The organism is Euzebyales bacterium (assembly GCA_035461305.1).
GTDB lineage: Bacteria > Actinomycetota > Nitriliruptoria > Euzebyales > JAHELV01 > JAHELV01.
Map to the genome: position 1 here is coordinate 1 of DATHVN010000068.1, position 18,641 is coordinate 18,641.

Below are 18,641 nucleotides of genomic sequence, written 5' to 3' on the forward strand. Positions count from 1 at the left end.
TGCCGTCCCGATCCGGTCCGCTATCGACGTCTGGGGGTGCGCGTGCGCAGGTGACGCGGAGGCGCAGCGAGGGGTCGTGGATCGGCGGACCGCCACTCTGATGTCCGCGGGTCGAAACCGCATGTCGGCTGTCCGCAGGAAGGTGCCCCGCACTTGATGCGTCGGTCAGTGGTTCTGACATGAAGGTCGCGGGGGGTCGGTCCTGCATCGGCGGTTCCTCGTTGCGCCTCCGCTGATCGAACGGGCGCCGACCGTGCCGATCACCGCGGTCACGCCCAAGCATGGCTGGTCAGATGGCGACGGGATCGGCGGTCATCTCGGCCCACAAGAACCCGGCGAGCTCGCGGGCGACGGCGGCGGCCACCAGCCCGATGTTGGACTTGCGGGCCGCGAGCCGCTTGAACCGGCGGCACAGCCGCAGCTGCGCCTTCCACGACCGCGCGACCGTGGCCTCGCCAACGCGGTCGTGGCGGGCGCGCAGCCGCTGACTGACGATCGGCCGGTGCTGGTAGGCCCACGCCGACTCGACCAGCTGGGTGCGCAGGTGCACCGGCCCGGTCCTGGTGATCTTGCCGCGGCGGCTGTGCGCGCCCGAGGAATACTCCGACGGCACCAGCCCGGTGAACCCCATGAACGCCGGCGCGTGCGCGAACCGCCGCCAGTCACACACCTCGGTCGCCAAGGTCAACGCGCCACGCTCGGCGACGCCGCGGTAGGCGGCCAGCCGCCGCACCGGCTCAGCGAACGGTTCCTCGCATGCCACCAGCGCCAGGTCGTCCTCGAGCGCGCGCAGCTCGGCATCACGGCTGGTGATCACGGCACGGTAGTGATGAAACGGCGATGTCAACGCCGGGTCGGCGAACCGCAGACTGGCCAGCCACCGCTCATGCGTGGCGGTCCACGCCGCGCCCTGCCGGTACTGTGCCCGTGGCGTAGCAGGAAGCTGAGCAACCGGCGGCGGGCACGGTGGCGGTCGGTAACCATGTCAGCCCGCGCGCGGCACAGATCGCGGACGGCTTCCTCGCGCTCGGTCGGGATGCGAATGGCGGTCAACTCGCCCGCACGGTACAGCCGAGCCAGCCGCCGGCAGTCACGACGGTCGGTCTTGACCCTGTCCCCCGGCGCCTTGGGAATCAACGCCGGCGCGATCACCTGACATGCCACGCCCATGCCGGCCAGCAGCCGCGCCAGCCCGTACCCGGTCGGTCCCGCCTCGTAGCACACCCGCAGCAACTGCGGGTCGGCGAACCCCGCGACGAGCCGCCGGATCGAGGGTTCGTCGTGGAAGATCCGATCCACGTCCGGACTGACTTCTCCCGGTCGTAGCACCCCCACCGAGATCGAGTTCTTGTGCACGTCCAATCCCACGAACGTCGCCCCGGGATGCGTCACAATGCTCATGACGGCCGGCCCCCTCTCCGATGTGGCTCCGCCCACGACCATGGGTGACCCACGACCCGAACGGAACAGGTCGGCCGTTCCATGCTGACTTCATCAGTCCATTGATCGCCTCGGTCTTGGCGTTCGACAGCCCATCGGTCGCTAAGCCGCAACGTCGCCGATCACCTGCCCAAACACCGGCGAGTGTTCGTGGATCGGCGGCTGGCCAAGGCGTTCAACGACGCCGATCCCGACCGTGGGCTGCGCGCGGCGCGGGCGTTGGCCCGCCAGCTCGAGGCCGAGCATCCGGACGCGGCCGCGTCGCTGCGCGAGGGCCTCGACGAGCTGTTCACCGTCCGCCGGTTGGGTGTGTCGGATCGGCTGGCGCGGACGTTGTCGTCGACCAACGCGATCGAGTCGATGATCTCGGTCGCGCGGGACACCACGCGTAACGTCAAGCACTGGCGTGACGGCAAGATGATCAAGCGCTGGTGCGCGGCGGGGATGCTCAACGCCGAACGCAGCTTCCGCCGCCTGAAGGGCCACAAGGACATGCCCGTCCTCGTCGCCGCGCTGCGCCGCCACGCGCAGCGGATCAACGAGGACAACGCGCCTGTCTGCGATACTGCCAAGGTCGCGTAGAGGTCGGATCGTCACCGAACTTCAACACGAAGCGGGACATGCTCGCGAGGTCCGGTTCGAACCGTTCGACCCACAGGCCGCCGTCGACGCGGACGAGCGCGGCGATGACGTCCCCGCAGCCTGTGCGCGTGCACTGCATCGGCCGGACCATGTCGTTGATGTGGGACATGCTCATAGGTCCCCCAGTCCGAGGCGGCGGGCTTCGTCGGCCGCGCGTTTCTCGGTGGTTGCCTGCGTGTAGCGGTCGAGCATGTCCCTACGCGACCAGCCGCCGACGGCCATCGCGCCCTGCTCGCTGCCGCCCGCGGCCAGCCACCGCGACGCCCACGTGTGCCGCAGCTGGTGCGGGTGGAAACGGTCGATGCCCGCGGCGCGGGCGCGGGTCTTCAGCGACTTGTACAGCGCGTCGTAGGTGAACCCTCGCGACTGCTCGCCGAGCCACAACCTGGGACCGTCGGCGTGCCGATGGCGACGGCGCGCGCGGAGGTAGCGGTCGATCGCCGCGCCGGTAGCGGGTCCGAACGGGATGTGGCGGCCCTTGGCGCCCTTGCCGCGGCGGATGACCGCCAGCCCGCGGATGACGTCGACGTCGCCGGTGTGCATGTTGACGATCTCACCGGCACGGGCGCCCGTCTCCGACATCAACCTGACGATCGCCTCGTCGCGTTTGCACGCCAGCGTCTTCCCGGAGCACGCCTTGATCAGCGCGCGCAGCTCGTCTTCGTCGAGTTCGTCGACGACCTTGACGTCGAGCTTGGGTGGTTTGACGCCGATCAGCAGGTCCCGGTCGATCTCGTCCTCGTCGGCGAGCCACGCGGAGAACCGGCGGACCGCGAGCTGCCGCAGCCTCGCGGTGGACGGCGCCTTGCCGTCGTCGAGCAGGTCGGCGACGAATGCCGACACCGTGTCAGTGTCGAGCGCCGGTTTCACGCCGTGGCGTTGGGACCAGTCGAGGAACTGTCGGACGCCCTTGCGGTAGGACTTGATGGTCTCGGGCGACTTGTGTTGCGCGGCGAGGTGGATCAGCCACGAGTGCATCAGCGCCGTCAGGTCCTCAATGTCGAGCATGCCGATATCTTGACTGGGTGCGGCATGCTATGCAAGTATCGTGGGTGTGACCGGTGAAACCGCTGGTCAGACGCGAGATGCGCTACTTGGGTGGTTCCAGGTAGTAACCGACACCCCACACGGTGCGGATCATCACCGGTCGCGCGGGCTCGGCCTCCAGCTTCAGGCGCAGTCTGCGGATGTGGACCGAGACCGTCGACGTGTCGCCGAGCGAGAACCCCCAGACCTTCTCCAGCAGGGCCGCGCGCGAGAACGCCCGCGCCGGGTGCTGCATGAGGAACGACAGCAGCTTCAACTCGAGCGCCGTCAGGTCGACCCACTCACCACGCACGCCGACACGCGAGGTCGAGGTGTCCAGCTCGAGCGTCCCGCACGTCAGCGTCTCGGGCGTGGGCTCAGCGGCGGATCGCGTCCGTGCCAGCACCGCGCGCACACGCGCCTCCAGCTCTGGGATCGACAGCGGCGCCGGCACCACATCGTCGGCACCGAGGTCGAGAAACCGGGTCCGGACGAGGGGGTCCGACGCGTTCGTGAACCCGATGATCGGGGGTGGGACGTCGCCGAAGACCTCTGCCGGGATGGCGCCGATCTCGTCGAGGTCGACGATCACGACGTCGGGCTCGTCGTGGCGCAGGCACCGGTGCAGCGCAGCCGGCTCGTTGACCACATGCACGGTGTGCGCCTGGCGCCGCAGCGCGTTGCCGATGCGCATCGCGGTCCGCGGGTCGCGGTCCCAGACCACGGCATGGCCAGCGTGCAGGTCGTGCGAGGGCCCCAGGTTGGGTCGCGCCGCCGTGTCACCGCTCGCCTTCTCGGCGAACCGTCCGTGGCTGACCACGCGTGGGCCATACGCCGGGTTGTCGTGCTGTGCCCGCGACGGCTGCGTGGCCGCTCCGCTCTGTCCCGCCATGGTGGTGTTCCGCCTTTCCCGCATCGCCGCTCGTGTGTGTGTCTCGGATCTCGGCGTGGTGTCAGATCCTCACCGCAAGTAGTCACCTGCGGTGGTGCCGCATCAGCCCGCAGTGATCCCGCTGTGGTTCCCCACTGTTGCCGTCACAGCTGGGCAGCGCTTCGACAAGATTGGCGAAGACGGCGCCGTGCGCGGTTCTGAGGCGCAGATCCCCCATGTGGGGGATGGATCGCTCCCCGTGGCGGCATCGGACGGGCTCACGACGGCGTCGCGCCGGATGTCAGGATGAGCAGTGCGACGCCTCCGGCGTTGTACACGGCATGGGTCGTGACACACGCGAGCAGGCTGCCCCGCCACTGCATCACGGCCGCGAACACGACGCCCAGCGGCAGGATGCCCGCGACGATGACCAGGTCAGCCAGCGGACCGCCGCCATCGCCGATGTGGGCGAGGGTGAACACACCGGCCGACGCCAGCGCCGCTCCCCAGAAGCCGGTCCGCGCGCGCACGCCCTGGAAGAGCAGCCCGCGGAACAGCAGCTCCTCGCTGGCGGGAGCCAGCAGCACGGCCGTCAGCACCAGTGCCGGCGCCGTGGCCCTGTCCTGCGCGATCTCGCGGAAGCTTTCCTGCACGGACGGCACGTCCAGGCCGAGGCCGGTCAGCAGCGCGATGAGGCCGACGAGCAGGATGCGCCCTCCGACGAAGCAGGCGATGCCCATCCCAATGCCGACGCCGACATCCGTCCAGCGCACCCGCGACGGCCCGATGACGCGACGCGCGGAGGCACCGTACCGGCTGCGCAGCCACAGGACCGCGACGACCAGGAGAGCGACCGGCGACAGCACCACGAGACCGGCCCCCGGCCCGTCCCACGAACCAGTGACCAGGACGATGAGCGAGCCGGTGACCGCAGCACTCAACAGGGCGCCCAGGTAGATCACCAGCGTGTCGATCACAGCGCGCCAGCCCGCCCAGGGCACGTCCCACGCCGATGACCGGCCTGGGCCACCGGATCCCGCTGCCGCCGGCCTCGTGACCACCAGACGTGTCAGACGGCCAGCGGCCGCGAGACGAGGCGCTCGACGTCAGCGCCGAGTGTCCGCAACCGCGCGGCGAAGTGGGCGTAGCCGCGGTCGATGTGGCGGGGTTCGGCGACGGTCGTCGTGCCCTTCGCGACGAGGCCCGCGATGACCAGGGCCGCGCCGGCGCGCAGGTCGGTCGCCACGACGTTCGTGCCCCGCAGGCGCCGGGGTCCACGAACGATCGCATGGTGCCCGGTGACCTCGATCTCGGCCCCCATGGCCCGCAGCTGCGGCACGATGCCGAACCTACCGTCGTAGACGTTCTCCGTGACCATCGATGTTCCCTGGGCCTGCGAGAGCAGCACCACGAACAGCGCCTGCAGGTCCGTGGGACAGCCAGGGAACGGCAGCGTCGCGACGTCGGTGGCCGCGAGCTCGCCGGTCCCGCGGACGATGAAGCCGTCCGGCCGCTCACGCACAGCGACACCAGCGGCGACCAGCTTGGCCAGCGGTAGCTGGAGGAACGCCGGGTCCACGCCGCGGATCATCAGCTCGCCGTCGGTGACTGCGGCCGCCACCGCAAAGGTGCCCGCCTCGATCCTGTCCCCGATGACCCAGTGGTCGACAGGACGGACAGCGTCGATCCCGTGGATGGTGATCTCCGGTGAGCCGGCTCCCAGGATGTCCGCGCCCATCTTCTGCAGAAAGATCGCCAGATCCTCGATCTCGGGTTCGCGCGCAGCGTTGCGGATCGTCGTCGTGCCGGTGGCCAGCACGGCCGCGAGCATCAGGTTCTCGGTCGCTCCGACGCTCGCGAACTCCAGGTCGATGTCGGTTCCGTGCAGACGCTGGGCCCGGACCTCGATCCAGTCGGGTCCCAGCTGGATGTCCGCCCCCATGCCGGCGAGCCCGGACAGGTGCATGTCGATGCTGCGGTTGCCCAGGTTGCAGCCGCCCGGCTGAGCCAGGCGTGCGCGACCGGTGCGCGCCACGAGCGGACCCAGCAGGACGAGTGACGCCCGCAGGCGGGCCGCCAGGTCGGCCGACGTCTCCTGGCCGACGTCGGCGGGGACGTCGATGACCAGGTCGTCGTCGTCCTGCCTGCTGACGCCGATGCCCAGATGCTCGAGCATCGCGATCATGTTGTGCACGTCGGCGATGTCGGGCACGTTGCGGATGCGTGAGGTGCCCTCGGCCAGCAGCGCGGCCGCCAGGAGCTTCAGCGCCGAGTTCTTGGCGCCGCTGACGACGACCTCGCCCTTCAGGCGATGGCCACCGCGTGCGACGAATGCATCCATCACGGTCGAAGCTTACTCACCGGTAGAGGTTCAGCCCGTATTTTCGCCCGGCGCAGCCGGTCCGCCAGTCGTGCGTGGAACCAGGCCCCACGCAGTTTCGCCCGGCGCAGCCGGTCCGCCAATCGTGCGTGGAACCAGGCCCCACGCAGTCACGCCCGGCGCAGCCGGTCCGCCCAAGCCGTCCGCCGGCAGTCGGGCGGAACCGGTCCATGCCACGGCGGGACACGCACCTATGACGCGCCGGCCAGCTCCAGGCGGATATGCGCCCGACGCAGCTCGGCGGCGGCGTCCCCCTCGTAGTCGGGATCCGCGAGGTGCAGCTCGGCACGGTGCCGCGCCGCGCGCGCACGCTCGACGTCGATCTCCCCGGGGCCTTCGGCGTGGTCCGCGAGTACGGTCAGCTTTTCTTCCCGATACTCCAGGAAGCCTGCGTGCACCGCCCAGGTGATCACCTCACCGTCGGTCTGCTCCACCCGCACCGGCGAGATCTCCAATGCGAGCAGCACGGGCTGGTGCCCCGGCAGGATGCCGATCTCACCCTCCGTCGAGCGCGCATACACCGCGCTGGCCTCTCCCCTGTACAACTCGCGTGTCGCGCTGACGACGTGCACCTGCATCTCAGCCATGACAGCTCCCCGGTCGCGCTGCGCCCGATCGTTCGGTCCCGACGGGTCAGCTCTCCTTCAGCTTCTTGGCCTTCGCGCGCGCGTCATCGAGGTTGCCCACGTTGAAGAACGCCTGCTCCGGCAGATCGTCGGCCTCGCCGCTGATCAGCGCCTCGAACGACTCGACGGTCTCCTCGATGGGCACGGTGATGCCCGCCAGTCCGGTGAACTGCTCGGCCACGTAGAACGGCTGTGAGAAGAAGCGCTGGATCTTTCGCGCGCGCTGGACGGTGACCTTGTCCTCCTCTGCGAGCTCATCCATGCCCAGGATGGCGATGATGTCCTGCAGGTCCTTGTAGCGCTGCAGGATCTCCTGCACGCGGGTCGCCACCCGGTAGTGACGCTCACCGACGACGTTGGCGTGCAGGATCGTGGACGTCGAGTCCAACGGGTCCACCGCCGGGTAGATCCCCAGCTCCGAGATGCCACGCGACAGCACCGTCTGCGCGTCGAGGTGGGCGAAGGTCGCGTGCGGCGCCGGGTCGGTGATGTCGTCGGCCGGCACGTAGACCGCCTGCAGCGACGTGACCGAACGGCCCTTGGTGGAGGTGATCCGCTCCTGCAGCGCGCCCATCTCGTTGGCCAGCGTGGGCTGGTAACCCACCGCCGACGGCATGCGCCCGAGCAGCGTCGACACCTCCGACCCGGCCTGGACGAACCGGAAGATGTTGTCGATGAACAGCAGGACGTCCTGACGCTCCTCGTCGCGGAAGTACTCCGCCATCGTCAACGCGGACAGCGCGACTCGAAGCCGGACCCCCGGCGGCTCGTCCATCTGGCCGAAGACCAGCGCCACCTTTGGCAGCACGCCGGCTTCCTCCATCTCAAGCATGAGGTCATTGCCCTCGCGCGTGCGCTCGCCGACGCCCGCAAACACGCTCACGCCACCGTGCTCCTCGGCGACGCGGTTGATCATCTCCTGGATGACGACCGTCTTGCCGACGCCGGCGCCGCCGAACATGCCGATCTTGCCACCCTCCACGTACGGCTCGACCAGGTCGATCACCTTGATGCCCGTCTTGAACATCTTGGCCTGCGGCTCGAGCTCGTCGAACGGCGGCGGGTCGCGGTGGATCTGCCAGCGGGTCGCCGCCTCGATCTCGTCGGGGTCGGCGTCGAGCGGGATGCCGAGCACGTTGTAGACGTGCCCGAGTGTGCCCGGACCGACGGGCACCGAGATCGGCGCGCCGGTGTTGCGCACCCTGGTGCCACGCACCACGCCATCCGTCGGCTGCATGACGATCGCGCGTACGACCCGGTCACCGATGTGCTGGGCGACCTCGGCGGTCAGGTTGCTGGTCTGCCCGCCGATGTCACGAGAGCGCTCGAACTCCAGCGCGTAGTAGATGTCGGGCATCGCTTGGGTCGGGAACTCCACGTCGATGACAGGGCCGATGACCGAGAGGATCCGTCCCTCGGACGTCGTCGCGGTGTCGCTCATTGCGGTGTCCTTTTCGTACTCAGCCCTCGGCGAGGGCCTCGGCCCCACCGACGATCTCGTTGATCTCGGTCGTGATCGCCGCCTGGCGGGCCCGGTTGGCCTCGCGTGTGAGGTCCCCGACGATCTCCTCTGCGTTGTCGCTGGCCGCCTTCATCGCGCGCTGGCGGCTGGCGTGCTCGCTGGCCGCCGACTCGAGCAGGCCCGCGTACACCCGGTGCTCGACGTAGCGAGGCAGCAGGCGCTCGAGGATGTCCTCCGGCACCGGCTCGAACATGAACTGCGGCGGGTACGCCTGCCCGCCGGTGATCTGCCCGGACTCGATCGGCAGCAGCCGGACGGCTGTGGGCACCTGCGTCAGACTCGACCGGAAGTCGGTGTAGACCAGGCGCACCTCGTCGATTGACTCCTCCCGGTAGTCGGCCATGACCCGTTCACCGATGCCCAGGGCGGCGTCGTAGGACGGCTTGTCGGTCACCCCGAACCAGAAGTCGGCGAACGACTCGTCGCGGTACCGGAAGTAGCTCTCGCCCTTGCGACCAACCTGGTACAGCGCCACCTGCCGGCCATCGGACCGCAGCTCGCGCATCAGGCGCTCCGCCCGGCGCAGCACGTTGGAGTTGTAGGCGCCCGCCAGCCCACGGTCCGAGGTGATGACGATCACGCCGACCGTCTCGACGGTGTCGCGACGCTTGAGGAGCGGGTGGTCACTCAGGTCGGCGACGGTCGCCAGATCGCGGATCACCTGCGTGATGCCCTCGGCGTACGGCCGTGCCTGCTCGACAGCCTGCCGGGCACGCGCGATCCGGCTGGCTGCGATGAGCTCCATCGCCCTGGTGATCTTCTGAGTGTTCTCGACGCTGCGGATCCGTCGCCGCAGTAACCGGAGTTCGGCGGTGCCTGGCACGCGTGCCTACCTGTTGTCGTCGTCACCGTCGGCGGTGATCTCGTCGGTCGCGTCATCGTCCGAGGTGTCCCCGGCCTCCCCCGTCGCGTCGTCGTATTCGAACGCGTCGGTCGCCTCCTCCTCCTCGTCGACGACGTCGTCGTCATCCTCGCCACGGCCGACCTCCGCGTCGGAGGTGCCGGTCGCGGGGTCGTCCTGCGCCTCGCCGTGCGCGCGCTCGACGTCGTCACCAAGCTCAGCGAGGTCCTCGTCGGCGCCGTGGTCGATGTCGAGGTCCTCGTCATCGTCGGACGAGAACGAGCGCTTGAAGCCGTCGACGGCGTCGGCGATCTGCTCCGCCACGTCGTCGCCGAGGGTCCCCTCGGTCCCCAGATGCTCCAGCAGGTCCGCGTGCCGGCTGCGGACGTGCTCGCGCAGGCGCTCGTTGAACGCCTGCACGTCCTCGACGGGGACGTCGTCGAGACGGCCGTTGGTGACGGCCCAGACCACGATGACCTGCTCCTCGACGGGCACTGGCGCGTACTGGGGCTGCTTGAGCACCTCCACGGTGCGCTCGCCTCGGTCCAGCTGGTTCTGCGATGCCTGGTCGAGCTCGGAGCCGAACGACGCGAATGCCTCCAGGTCGCGGTACTGCGCCAGGTCGAGGCGCATCGTGCCCGACACCTCCTTCATCGCCTTGATCTGCGCGTCTCCCCCGACCCGAGACACCGAGATGCCGGCGTTGATCGCCGGCCGCACACCCTGGAAGAACAGGTCGGTCTCGAGGTAGATCTGTCCGTCGGTGATCGAGATGACGTTGGTCGGGATGAAGGCGGAGACGTCGCCGCCCTTCGTCTCGATGATGGGAAGGCCCGTCAACGATCCCCCGCCCAGGTCGTCCGACAGCTTCGCCGAGCGCTCCAGCAGGCGCGAGTGGAGGTAGAACACGTCCCCGGGGTACGCCTCGCGGCCGGGGGGGCGGCGCAGCAGCAGTGACAGCTGGCGGTAGGCATCGGCCTGCTTGGACAGGTCGTCGTAGACGATGAGCGCGTGCTCGCCGTTGTACATCCAATAGGAACCGATGGCACACCCCGCGTAGGGCGCGATGTACTGGAAGGGCGCGGCCGACGAGGCGGAGGCGTTGACGATGGTCGTGTAGTCGAGTGCCCCGTTGGCCTCGAGCCGCGCGACGATCTCGGCGACCGTTGAGCCCTTCTGACCGATGGCGACGTAGATGCACTTGACCTGGCGGTCGCTGCCCCACAGCCCACGCTGGTTGATGATGGTGTCGATCGCGACGGCGGTCTTGCCGACCTGGCGGTCGCCGATGATCAGCTCGCGCTGGCCGCGGCCGATCGGGATCATCGCGTCGATGGCCTTGATGCCGGTCTGCAACGGTTCCTTGACCGGCTGCCGCTCGACCACGCTCGGGGCCTGGACCTCGAGGCCACGCCGGCCGTCGAGCTTGTCGGGGTCGAGCGGACCCTTGCCGTCGATCGGGCGGCCCAGTGGGTCCACGACGCGGCCGAGGTAGGCGTCACCGACCGGCACGCTCAGCACGTCGCCGGTGGCCTTGACCTCCTGGCCCTCCTCGACGACCGAGCCGTCACCGAGGATCACGACCCCGATCGAGTCCTCCTCGAGGTTCAGGGCGATGCCGTACAGCGCCTGGCCCTCGTGGTCGGTGCCCAGCTCGAGCAGCTCGTTGGCCATTGCGCTCGGCAGGCCGGCGACCCGGGCGATGCCGTCACCGGACTCGGTCACATACCCGACCTGCTCCCGCTGCAGCGACGTCGAGAAGTCACTGATCTGCGAGCGCAGCGCCCGTGTGATGTCGTCGGTGGAGATCGACAGATCCGTCATCTCGGTTCCCATTCGTCCGGTGGCCTACGCGCCGGCGAGCCTGGAGCGCATGCGCGACAGCTGGCGCGACACCGTGCCGTCGATCACCGTGTCGCCGATCGTCGCGAGTACGCCGCCCACCACGTCCTCGTCGATCACGATCTGCAGCTCGACGTCTCGTCCCGTCGCCTTGGCGAGCGCCTCGCGCAGTCGCGCGCGCTGGTCCTCGGTGAGGTCGACCGCGGTCCGCACCTCGGCCACGGCCCGGTCACGTCGCGCGGCGGCGGCGCGGTTGAACGCGTCGATGATGTCGACCAGCAGCCGGCCCCGTCCCGACTGGATCACGTGCGCGACCGCGGCCGTCGTCTGGGGATGAGCCTTGCCCTCGAGCAGCTCGTCGACCACGCCAAGGCGCCGCTCGACCGGCAGCTGCCGGTCGCCGAGCGCCTCGCGCAGGTCGCCGTTGCCCTCGAGCGCGCGGCCGAAGCGATGCAGCTCGTCGGTGACGCGATCGGTGACACCCTCGGCCTCGGCCATGGCCAGCAGGCCCTGCGCGTACGTATCGACCAGCTCGGTCGACTTCACCATCGGTACTCCTCGGGTCATCTGACCTGCCGCTGTCGCTACGTGAGGTCGCGCTGCGGGCTAGTTCATGCTCGACAGCTGGTCGATGTAGTCATCGACCAGCGAGCGGTGCTGGTCCACGTCGAGCTCGCGGTGCACGATCGCGCCGGCGAGGTCGATCGACAGCGCGGCGACCTCGCTGCGCAGCTGCTGGACGATGCGGGAGCGTTCTGCCTCGGCGTCCTCGCGGGCGCGCTGACGGATCGCCTGCGCTTCCTCCTCGGCCTCGGCGACCTTCTGCTCGCGCACCTGCTCAGCGTCGGCTCGAGCCTGTTCGATGAGCTCGTCGGCCTTGTCGCGCGCGTCCCTCAGCCGATCCTGGTAGCTCCGGCGCAGTTCCTCGGCCTCCGTGCGGATCTGCTCCGCCTGCTCGAGCCTGCCCTGGATGGCCTGCTGGCGTTCCTCGAGCATCTGGTTGACCGTTGGCCAGACCTTCCAGAACACGAAGGCCATGAGAGCGGCGAAGCCGATGAGGCCCCAGACCAACTCGGCCGGCTCGGGCAGCACGACCTGCAGCGCACCACCGCCGCCTTCCTCGGTCGCAAGCACGACCAGTGACGTCACCGCGTCCATCTACGTCTCCTACTCATCTCTCCGCGGCGCCCACCCTTGGGTGCGCACCACGCCGTATGGCCGGGGGCGTCGCTCAGACGATGAAGCTCAGCACGAAGCCGAACAAGGCGAGCGCCTCGACGAAGGCGATGCCCAGGAACATCGTGGTGCGGACCATGCCGGCGGCCTCCGGCTGCCGGGCCATGGCCTCGATCGCCTTGCCGATCAGGTAGCCAAGGCCGATGCCGGGACCGATCGCCCCGAGCCCGAACACCAGACCTGCACCTATCGATTCCATGTCTCTGTCTCCTTGCGGTACGTCGACGCCTCCGGCGCCATTCGGACACTGACCTACTCACCGGCGCCTAGTGTTCCGGATGCAACGACGATCCGATGTAGACGGCGGTGAGGATGGTGAAGATGTAGGCCTGCAACAGGCCGACCACGAACTCGAACCCGATCATGACGGGCGACGCGACCAGACCGACGATACCGACCGGCAGCCCCCGTCCGAAGACGAGGAACGCGTGCGCGGTGATGAACAGCAGCGTCAGCAGGATGTGGCCCGCCATCATGTTCGCGAACAACCGCACGGTCAGCGTCACCGGTCGGGTGATGAAGTTCGAGACGAACTCGATCGGGCCGATCAGCGGCCAGAGGGCCTTGGGGGCCGCGGGGGGGAAGATCGACTCCATGAAGTAGCGGCCCGCACCCTGTGTCTTGATGCCCAGGTAGATGTAGAGGATCCAGACCATGATCGCGAGGAACATCGGGATCGCGATCTTCGAGGTGGGCGGAAAGTTGATCAAGGGGATGATCTCGAACAGGTTGTTGATCCACACGAACATGAAGATCGACAACAGCAGCGGCACATATCGCACGCCGTCGGCACCGATGACCTGAATCGCGATCTGCTCGCGGATGAACTCGACGATCGCCTCGCATGCGGTCTGGAACTTGCCCGGCACGAGCTTGGGGTTGCCCAGACCGATCCACAGGATCCCGATGGCGATGATCGACGCGGTCAGGACCAGCAGTGCCACCCGGTTGAACGCGAACAGCGTGGTGTTCTCCAGCGCGAAGGGCTCGAAGACGAACAGCTCCTCGACCGGCGGCACTTCCCATTTCCCGCCGTATTCGACGGCAGCAAGCAGCGTCGTCACGCAGACGTCCTTTCGGTGCTCCGCGGATCCGTAGAGCGACTGGGAGATGCCCGACCGCTGGTGTATACCACACGGTCGTCAGGCTCGGCGGTGCCACTGGTGACGGGATCGGCCACCCAGAACAACCGCGCGTCGCGCATGACCAGACGGGTCTGCCACGCCAGCGCCACCACCAGCAGGATAGCGGCTGTGACGGCCAGGCTTGGACCGTGGATGCCCTCGGCATCGCCGAGCAGGACCATCAGCAACGCGTAGATGCACAGCTTCAGCACGTAGCCGCCGAGGGCCGCGCCCAGCAGCGCCGATGGCCCGAACGGCGCGGCCAACGACAGCAGCCCGCCGAGCAGCGCCTGCATGCCGGCGACGACCGCGACCGCCAGCCCCGCACCCGCGAGCCCGGGAGCACCCAGCCACGCGCCCGCACCGGCGACGAAGACCAGCCCGAGTGCGAGCGTGAGCGCCACCCCACGCAGCGCGACACGCCATTCGATGGGCTCGTCGGGGCGCACGGGCCCGACCGCGGACGGCCCGCGGTCAGTCACGGCGATCCCCGTCGTAGGTTGGCGTCACGGTCTCGTCGTCGTCCACCGCGGCGTCCTGGGCCGCCGGCAATGGTAGCGCGCCGTCGGACGCGACCACGTCGACGGGCGGTCCGGGCTCCGGCGCTGCACCGGATGCCGAGGATGCGGCGCCCGGCCCGGTCCGTGCGCGCGCGCGGCGGGCCATCAGCTCCGTGTGCTCCCGCGTGAATCGGTCCTGCGAGCGCACCCAGATCAGGTACACGCCCAGGGCGTTACCCAGCACGAAGCCGAGCACCATCAGCACCGGCGCCGTGTCGAGCCACCGGTCGACCAGCCAGCCGATGCCACCCCACAGGAAGGTGGCCGTCAGCAGCTCCATCGCCAGCGTCCAGCCGTCGCCCCGATCGGCGTAGCGCGGCGTGCCCGGATCGGACCCGGACGCGGGTCCCTCCGAGGGCCGATGCTCACCCATGTGACGGCTCCTGCGCCTCGACCGGCGTCGCGTGCCGCTGGACCAGGGCCAGCGCGATCATCGTGCCCAGCACGATGCCGCTGAACTGGAACCAGGGTCCCGTGCCGGCGACGACGTCGACCAGCAGGCCGGCCAGGCCCCACACCGCGACCGCGACGACGACCTGGATGGCGATCACGACCATCACGTCCAGACCACGGTCGTTGGTCTGTGTCGTCGACATGGCACCCTCGTCAGTCGTCATGTCCGGCGACCTGCCGTGCGCGGAACGCGGTCGTCTCACACCGGGTCCGCTGGCTGCGGTCACGTACGGCTCGGAACTCGTCGGTGGTCGTACGTCGTGCGCCACGCAACCTACCACCTTGTGAATGAGAGCACAAGGCCGCAGGCATGCGAGATCCGTGTTACACGTCGCCCGCCCGCAGCCCGTAGATCGGGTGGGCCACCGCCAGCTCGCGGACCTGCTCGCGGATCGTCGAGGCGTCGTCGCCCCGCAGCGCACGCGCGATCAGCGACCCCACGGTCCGCATGTCGTCGGTGTCCATCCCCTGCGTCGTGACCGACGGCGTGCCGACTCTGATGCCGCTCGCGACCATCGGCGGGTGCTGGTCGTAGGGGATGGCGTTCTTGTTGAGCGCGATGCCGGCCGCCTCGCATCGCTCCTCGGCCTCGGCGCCGGTCAGGCCGAGTGGTGTCACGTCGGCCAGGAGGTAGTGGATGTCCGTGCCGCCCGAGACGATGCGCAGGCCCTCGTCGGCCAGCGCGTCGGACAGCGCTGCGGCGTTGGCGACGACGGCGTGCACGTAGTCGACGTAGTCGGGCTGCTGCGCCTCGCGGAACGCCACCGCCTTCCCAGCGATCGCATGCATCTGCGGACCGCCCTGGAGCAGCGGGAAGACCGCCTTGTCGACGGCCTTCGCGTGGGCTTCGGTCGTCAGGATCGTGCCCCCGCGCGGACCCCTCATCGTCTTGTGCGTCGTGAAGGTGACGGCGTGGGCGTACCGGACCGGTGACGGATGCGCACCACCGGCGATCAGGCCGGCGATGTGGGCGGCATCGACGAGCAGGCGCGCATCGACCTCGTCGGCGATCTCCCGGAACTCCGCGAAGTCGACGTGGCGCGGGTACGCGGTGTAGCCGGCGACGATGACCTTGGGACGGTGCTCGCGAGCCAGGTCGCGCACGTCGTCCATGTCGATCAACTCGTCGTCCTTGCGCACCCCGTATCCGGCGATGTCGAACCACTTGCCGCTGAAGTTGACCGGCGACCCGTGGGTCAGGTGGCCGCCGTGCGCCAGGGACATGGCGAGCACGGGATCGCCCTGGGCGACGCCGAGCGCGTAGTAGGCCGCCATGTTGGCCTGGGCACCCGAGTGGGGCTGCACGTTGGCGTGCTCGGCGCCGAAGATGTCCTTCGCGCGCTGGATGGCCAGCCGCTCCGCCACGTCGACGAACTCGCACCCTCCGTAGTAGCGGCGACCCGGGTAGCCCTCGGCGTACTTGTCTGTCATCACGCTGCCCTGCGCGGCCAGCACAGACGGCGACGTGAAGTTCTCGCTCGCGATGAGCTGCAGGCTCTCCTGCTTGCGGGTTATCTCATCGGAGATGGCTGCGGCGATCTCGGGGTCGGTGCGCCGCAGCACGTCGTAGTCGGGGCCCCAGTGGCGCCGGGCGTCGGCGTCGGTCATGGCGCTGCTCTCTCTCGGGTGGGTGGGTAGGCGTGCAGGTTCGAACGATAGCGGCCTGCCGCGCAGCATGACCAGGCGGCCGCCGATCAGTCCGGCGTGGCCCCCCAGGCCACGCGACCCGCCGCGACGAGCTCGACGTCGTCGGCGGGCACCCCCCCTTCGCGCAGCACGACCGCATGGTCGCGCGTGAGGTCCACGATCGTCGACACCCCGCCGGACCGCGGGCCGTCGTCGACGTACAGCGCGACCCCGTCGCCGAGTGCGTCCCGTGCGGCGTCGACGGTGCCGGGCAGCGGATCGGCGGGGCGCGCGGCGACCGAGCAGACCACCGGCCCGACCTCGGCCACGACGTCGAGCACCAGGTCCTCGGCCGGCATCCGCACCGCGACCACCGACGGGGTGCCGATGTCCCACGCGAGCCCGTCGGTGACCGGCAGCACGAGCGTCAGCGGTCCGGGCCAGTACGACGCCATCAGCCGGTCCGCGGCCTCGGGCACGTCGCTGGCAAGTCCCGCGACCTGCCGCGGGTTGCGGATCAGGACGGTCAGCGGTGCGGTGGGAGCCAGGCCCTTCGCCCCACGCAGCGCCGCCGTGGCGCGTGGATCGAAGGCGTCCGCGAGCACGCCGTACACGGTGTCGGTCGGCATGACCACCAGGGCCGGCTCCCGCAGCGCATCGACCGCCGCGCTCACGGCGGCGTCACGGTCCTCGCTCGTCGACACGGTCCGCACGCCTCCAGCTTCGCACATGCGGCTCCGCCGCTGGACCACCCACGTCGGGTGCATCACGAGCGCAGATGGCCGGATGCGCACCTGACCCTGGCGCCACGTCAGGTGCGCACCCACCAAGCCGCGTGCGACCACACCGCATCCGACCCCGGCGCGCGGTCCACAATGGTCGCGCCGGTCCCCCCATCGTCGAGGTCGCCATGCTGCTGCACGAACTGGTCGCGGTGTCCGAGGCCGTCGGTGCGACCCGCGCGAGGACACGCAAGGTCGCACTGCTGTCGGAGATGGTCCGGGACCTGCCACCCGACGACCGGTCGCTGGCGGTCGGCTACCTCACCGGCGTCGTGCCACAGGGCCGCGTCGGGATCGGCTACGTGGCGGTCAGCGGGCTCGATGTGGCGGCGGCGGACGAGCCGACGCTGCGGCTGGCCGACGTCGACGGGTGTCTGACGTCGCTCGCCGGGATCGCAGGTGACGGGTCGCGGCGGCTGCGGGACCAGGAGCTGACGAGACTGTTCGCACGTGCCACGGCGTCCGAGCAGGCATTCCTGCGCCGGCTGCTGATCGGCGAGCTGCGCCACGGCGCACTCGACGGGGTCATGGTCACGGCGATCGCCGCGGCCGCCGCTGTGCCGTTGGCAGCGGTGCGCCGGGCCTACATGCTCAGCGATGATCTCGCGGTGGTCACCACCGCGGCGTTGCGCGGCGGTGCCGACGAGCTGACGACGATCCGGCTCCAGGTCATGCGGCCGGTCCAGCCAATGCTGGCCTCGAGCGCCCCCGATCCGGCTGCCGCGCTGGGTGACGACGACGTCATCGCGGACGCCAAGATCGACGGCGCCCGCGTGCAGGTCCACCGCGACGGCGAGCGCGTGGCGGTCTTCACACGCAGTCTGCGCGACATCACCGACGAGGTCCCGGGCATCGTCGCGATGGTGCGGAGCCTGCCCGTCGATGCCGTGATCCTTGATGGCGAGGCGGTGTCGTTCCGCGACGACGGCAGGCCAGAGCCGTTCCAGGTCACGATGCAACGGCTCGGAGACGACGGCGGCGGCGAAGGGGACCCGTCGACCGTCGTGCGGTTCTTCGACTGCCTCCACCACGCCGGCGACGACCTCATCGACGCGCCGCTGACGCGCCGGCTGGCCGCGCTCGACACCGTGGTGCCGGCGGACGCGCTGGTCCGGCGCCGAGCACTGACGTCCGCCGCCGACGCCGCCGCGTTCTTCGACGAAGTCGTCGCCGCCGGGTTCGAGGGCATGGTCGTCAAGGACACCGCCAGCCCGTACGAGGCCGGACGCCGTGGCGCCGCCTGGCGCAAGGTCAAGCCGTCGTGGACGCTCGATCTGGTGGTGCTCGCGATCGAGTGGGGGTCGGGCCGGCGGCGTGGGTGGCTGTCAAACCTGCACCTGGGCGCCCGCGACCCCGCCGGAGGGTTCGTCATGCTCGGCAAGACGTTCAAGGGCATGACCGACGAGATGCTGGCCTGGCAGACCGAGCGCTTCTTCGAGCTCGAGACCGGCCGTGACCGGCACGTCGTCAACGTCGCGCCGGTCCAGGTCGTCGAGGTCGCCGTCGACGGCGTGCAGCACAGCAGCCGCTACCCGGGCGGCGTCGCGCTGCGGTTCGCTCGGGTCCGCCGCTACCGCGACGACAAGACCGCCGACCAGGCGGACACCATCGACACGGTACGGGCCATCCGCGACCGCACCTGACCTTCTCCGGGGAGCGAGATCACCACA

20 protein-coding genes and 1 pseudogene are annotated in these 18,641 nt (G+C 69.7%); 2 read left to right on the forward strand and 19 right to left on the reverse strand.

Features of this window, described 5'->3' with window-relative positions; genetic code table 11:
- Nucleotides 1-289 precede the first annotated feature (289 nt).
- Together VK923_06315 and VK923_06320 are read right to left on the reverse strand one after the other, a co-directional pair.
- On the reverse strand, nucleotides 290-817 hold the full coding sequence (locus VK923_06315) for a transposase (protein ID HSJ44278.1): 528 nt from the start codon (nucleotides 815-817) through the stop codon (nucleotides 290-292).
- 26 nt (nucleotides 818-843) lie between these two features.
- On the reverse strand, nucleotides 844-1,401 hold the full coding sequence (locus VK923_06320; GenBank protein ID HSJ44279.1) for a transposase: 558 nt from the start codon (nucleotides 1,399-1,401) through the stop codon (nucleotides 844-846).
- Between the two features lie 147 nt (nucleotides 1,402-1,548).
- On the opposite strand from VK923_06320, the pseudogene VK923_06325 reads away from it, so the two are divergent.
- Nucleotides 1,549-2,022: pseudogene (locus VK923_06325) on the forward strand (transposase).
- 171 nt (nucleotides 2,023-2,193) lie between these two features.
- Here VK923_06325 and VK923_06330 read toward each other — a convergent pair.
- The 17 genes from VK923_06330 to VK923_06410 all read right to left on the reverse strand — a co-directional run bounded on the left by VK923_06330 (nucleotide 2,194) and on the right by VK923_06410 (nucleotide 16,902).
- Complete coding sequence (locus VK923_06330; GenBank protein ID HSJ44280.1) at nucleotides 2,194-3,090, reverse strand: tyrosine-type recombinase/integrase; 897 nt, start codon at nucleotides 3,088-3,090, stop codon at nucleotides 2,194-2,196.
- A gap of 82 nt (nucleotides 3,091-3,172) precedes the next feature.
- Nucleotides 3,173-4,000: a response regulator transcription factor gene (locus tag VK923_06335; GenBank protein ID HSJ44281.1), complete on the reverse strand. Its 828-nt coding sequence runs from the start codon at nucleotides 3,998-4,000 to the stop codon at nucleotides 3,173-3,175.
- A 257-nt stretch (nucleotides 4,001-4,257) separates the two neighbouring features.
- Nucleotides 4,258-4,956 (reverse strand): type II CAAX endopeptidase family protein, encoded by a 699-nt coding sequence (locus VK923_06340; protein HSJ44282.1) that lies wholly within the window; start codon nucleotides 4,954-4,956, stop codon nucleotides 4,258-4,260.
- A 92-nt stretch (nucleotides 4,957-5,048) separates the two neighbouring features.
- Nucleotides 5,049-6,320 carry a UDP-N-acetylglucosamine 1-carboxyvinyltransferase gene (gene murA / locus VK923_06345; GenBank protein HSJ44283.1) on the reverse strand — a complete coding sequence of 424 codons (1,272 nt, stop codon included), beginning with the start codon at nucleotides 6,318-6,320 and terminating at the stop codon, nucleotides 5,049-5,051.
- A gap of 230 nt (nucleotides 6,321-6,550) precedes the next feature.
- Nucleotides 6,551-6,946: a F0F1 ATP synthase subunit epsilon gene (locus VK923_06350; protein ID HSJ44284.1), complete on the reverse strand. Its 396-nt coding sequence runs from the start codon at nucleotides 6,944-6,946 to the stop codon at nucleotides 6,551-6,553.
- 46 nt (nucleotides 6,947-6,992) lie between these two features.
- Entirely contained in the window at nucleotides 6,993-8,426 is a 1,434-nt protein-coding gene (gene atpD / locus VK923_06355; GenBank protein ID HSJ44285.1) for a F0F1 ATP synthase subunit beta, read from the reverse strand.
- Between the two features lie 19 nt (nucleotides 8,427-8,445).
- Nucleotides 8,446-9,330 (reverse strand): F0F1 ATP synthase subunit gamma, encoded by an 885-nt coding sequence (locus VK923_06360; protein HSJ44286.1) that lies wholly within the window; start codon nucleotides 9,328-9,330, stop codon nucleotides 8,446-8,448.
- Nucleotides 9,331-9,336: 6 nt separating this feature from the next.
- Nucleotides 9,337-11,172, reverse strand: coding sequence for a F0F1 ATP synthase subunit alpha (atpA, locus tag VK923_06365; GenBank protein ID HSJ44287.1), 1,836 nt, complete (start codon nucleotides 11,170-11,172; stop codon nucleotides 9,337-9,339).
- Nucleotides 11,173-11,196: 24 nt separating this feature from the next.
- Nucleotides 11,197-11,739 carry an ATP synthase F1 subunit delta gene (atpH, locus tag VK923_06370; GenBank protein HSJ44288.1) on the reverse strand — a complete coding sequence of 181 codons (543 nt, stop codon included), beginning with the start codon at nucleotides 11,737-11,739 and terminating at the stop codon, nucleotides 11,197-11,199.
- A gap of 57 nt (nucleotides 11,740-11,796) precedes the next feature.
- Nucleotides 11,797-12,348, reverse strand: a complete 552-nt coding sequence (gene atpF, locus VK923_06375; GenBank protein HSJ44289.1) for a F0F1 ATP synthase subunit B — start codon at nucleotides 12,346-12,348, stop codon at nucleotides 11,797-11,799.
- A gap of 73 nt (nucleotides 12,349-12,421) precedes the next feature.
- Nucleotides 12,422-12,625 carry an ATP synthase F0 subunit C gene (gene atpE / locus VK923_06380; GenBank protein HSJ44290.1) on the reverse strand — a complete coding sequence of 68 codons (204 nt, stop codon included), beginning with the start codon at nucleotides 12,623-12,625 and terminating at the stop codon, nucleotides 12,422-12,424.
- A gap of 67 nt (nucleotides 12,626-12,692) precedes the next feature.
- Nucleotides 12,693-13,490 carry a F0F1 ATP synthase subunit A gene (atpB, locus tag VK923_06385; protein ID HSJ44291.1) on the reverse strand — a complete coding sequence of 266 codons (798 nt, stop codon included), beginning with the start codon at nucleotides 13,488-13,490 and terminating at the stop codon, nucleotides 12,693-12,695.
- Nucleotides 13,487-14,032 carry a hypothetical protein gene (locus VK923_06390; GenBank protein HSJ44292.1) on the reverse strand — a complete coding sequence of 182 codons (546 nt, stop codon included), beginning with the start codon at nucleotides 14,030-14,032 and terminating at the stop codon, nucleotides 13,487-13,489. The genes atpB and VK923_06390 overlap by 4 nt, the downstream gene beginning before the upstream one ends.
- Complete coding sequence (locus tag VK923_06395; GenBank protein ID HSJ44293.1) at nucleotides 14,025-14,483, reverse strand: AtpZ/AtpI family protein; 459 nt, start codon at nucleotides 14,481-14,483, stop codon at nucleotides 14,025-14,027. Before VK923_06395 ends, VK923_06390 begins: the two co-directional genes overlap by 8 nt.
- A complete protein-coding gene (locus VK923_06400; GenBank protein ID HSJ44294.1) occupies nucleotides 14,476-14,727 on the reverse strand; it encodes a hypothetical protein in 252 nt (83 codons plus the stop codon). The genes VK923_06395 and VK923_06400 overlap by 8 nt, the downstream gene beginning before the upstream one ends.
- A 160-nt stretch (nucleotides 14,728-14,887) precedes the next feature.
- Entirely contained in the window at nucleotides 14,888-16,171 is a 1,284-nt protein-coding gene (glyA, locus tag VK923_06405; protein HSJ44295.1) for a serine hydroxymethyltransferase, read from the reverse strand.
- A gap of 86 nt (nucleotides 16,172-16,257) precedes the next feature.
- On the reverse strand, nucleotides 16,258-16,902 hold the full coding sequence (locus VK923_06410; GenBank protein ID HSJ44296.1) for an L-threonylcarbamoyladenylate synthase: 645 nt from the start codon (nucleotides 16,900-16,902) through the stop codon (nucleotides 16,258-16,260).
- A gap of 197 nt (nucleotides 16,903-17,099) precedes the next feature.
- On the opposite strand from VK923_06410, the gene VK923_06415 reads away from it, so the two are divergent.
- Nucleotides 17,100-18,614: an ATP-dependent DNA ligase gene (locus tag VK923_06415; GenBank protein HSJ44297.1), complete on the forward strand. Its 1,515-nt coding sequence runs from the start codon at nucleotides 17,100-17,102 to the stop codon at nucleotides 18,612-18,614.
- The last annotated feature ends 27 nt before the right edge of the window (nucleotides 18,615-18,641 follow it).

Coding starts and splice junctions, on each gene's coding strand:
- VK923_06320 (HSJ44279.1), bottom strand. CDS start 1,401: ATGAGCATTGTGACGCATCCCGGGGCGACGTTCGTGGGATTGGACGTG.
- VK923_06330 (HSJ44280.1), bottom strand. CDS start 3,090: ATGCTCGACATTGAGGACCTGACGGCGCTGATGCACTCGTGGCTGATC.
- VK923_06335 (HSJ44281.1), bottom strand. CDS start 4,000: ATGGCGGGACAGAGCGGAGCGGCCACGCAGCCGTCGCGGGCACAGCAC.
- murA (HSJ44283.1), bottom strand. CDS start 6,320: ATGGATGCATTCGTCGCACGCGGTGGCCATCGCCTGAAGGGCGAGGTC.
- VK923_06350 (HSJ44284.1), bottom strand. CDS start 6,946: ATGGCTGAGATGCAGGTGCACGTCGTCAGCGCGACACGCGAGTTGTAC.
- atpD (HSJ44285.1), bottom strand. CDS start 8,426: ATGAGCGACACCGCGACGACGTCCGAGGGACGGATCCTCTCGGTCATC.
- atpA (HSJ44287.1), bottom strand. CDS start 11,172: ATGACGGATCTGTCGATCTCCACCGACGACATCACACGGGCGCTGCGC.
- atpH (HSJ44288.1), bottom strand. CDS start 11,739: ATGGTGAAGTCGACCGAGCTGGTCGATACGTACGCGCAGGGCCTGCTG.
- atpF (HSJ44289.1), bottom strand. CDS start 12,348: ATGGACGCGGTGACGTCACTGGTCGTGCTTGCGACCGAGGAAGGCGGC.
- atpE (HSJ44290.1), bottom strand. CDS start 12,625: ATGGAATCGATAGGTGCAGGTCTGGTGTTCGGGCTCGGGGCGATCGGT.
- VK923_06395 (HSJ44293.1), bottom strand. CDS start 14,483: ATGGGTGAGCATCGGCCCTCGGAGGGACCCGCGTCCGGGTCCGATCCG.
- VK923_06400 (HSJ44294.1), bottom strand. CDS start 14,727: ATGACGACTGACGAGGGTGCCATGTCGACGACACAGACCAACGACCGT.
- glyA (HSJ44295.1), bottom strand. CDS start 16,171: ATGACCGACGCCGACGCCCGGCGCCACTGGGGCCCCGACTACGACGTG.
- VK923_06415 (HSJ44297.1), top strand. CDS start 17,100: ATGCTGCTGCACGAACTGGTCGCGGTGTCCGAGGCCGTCGGTGCGACC.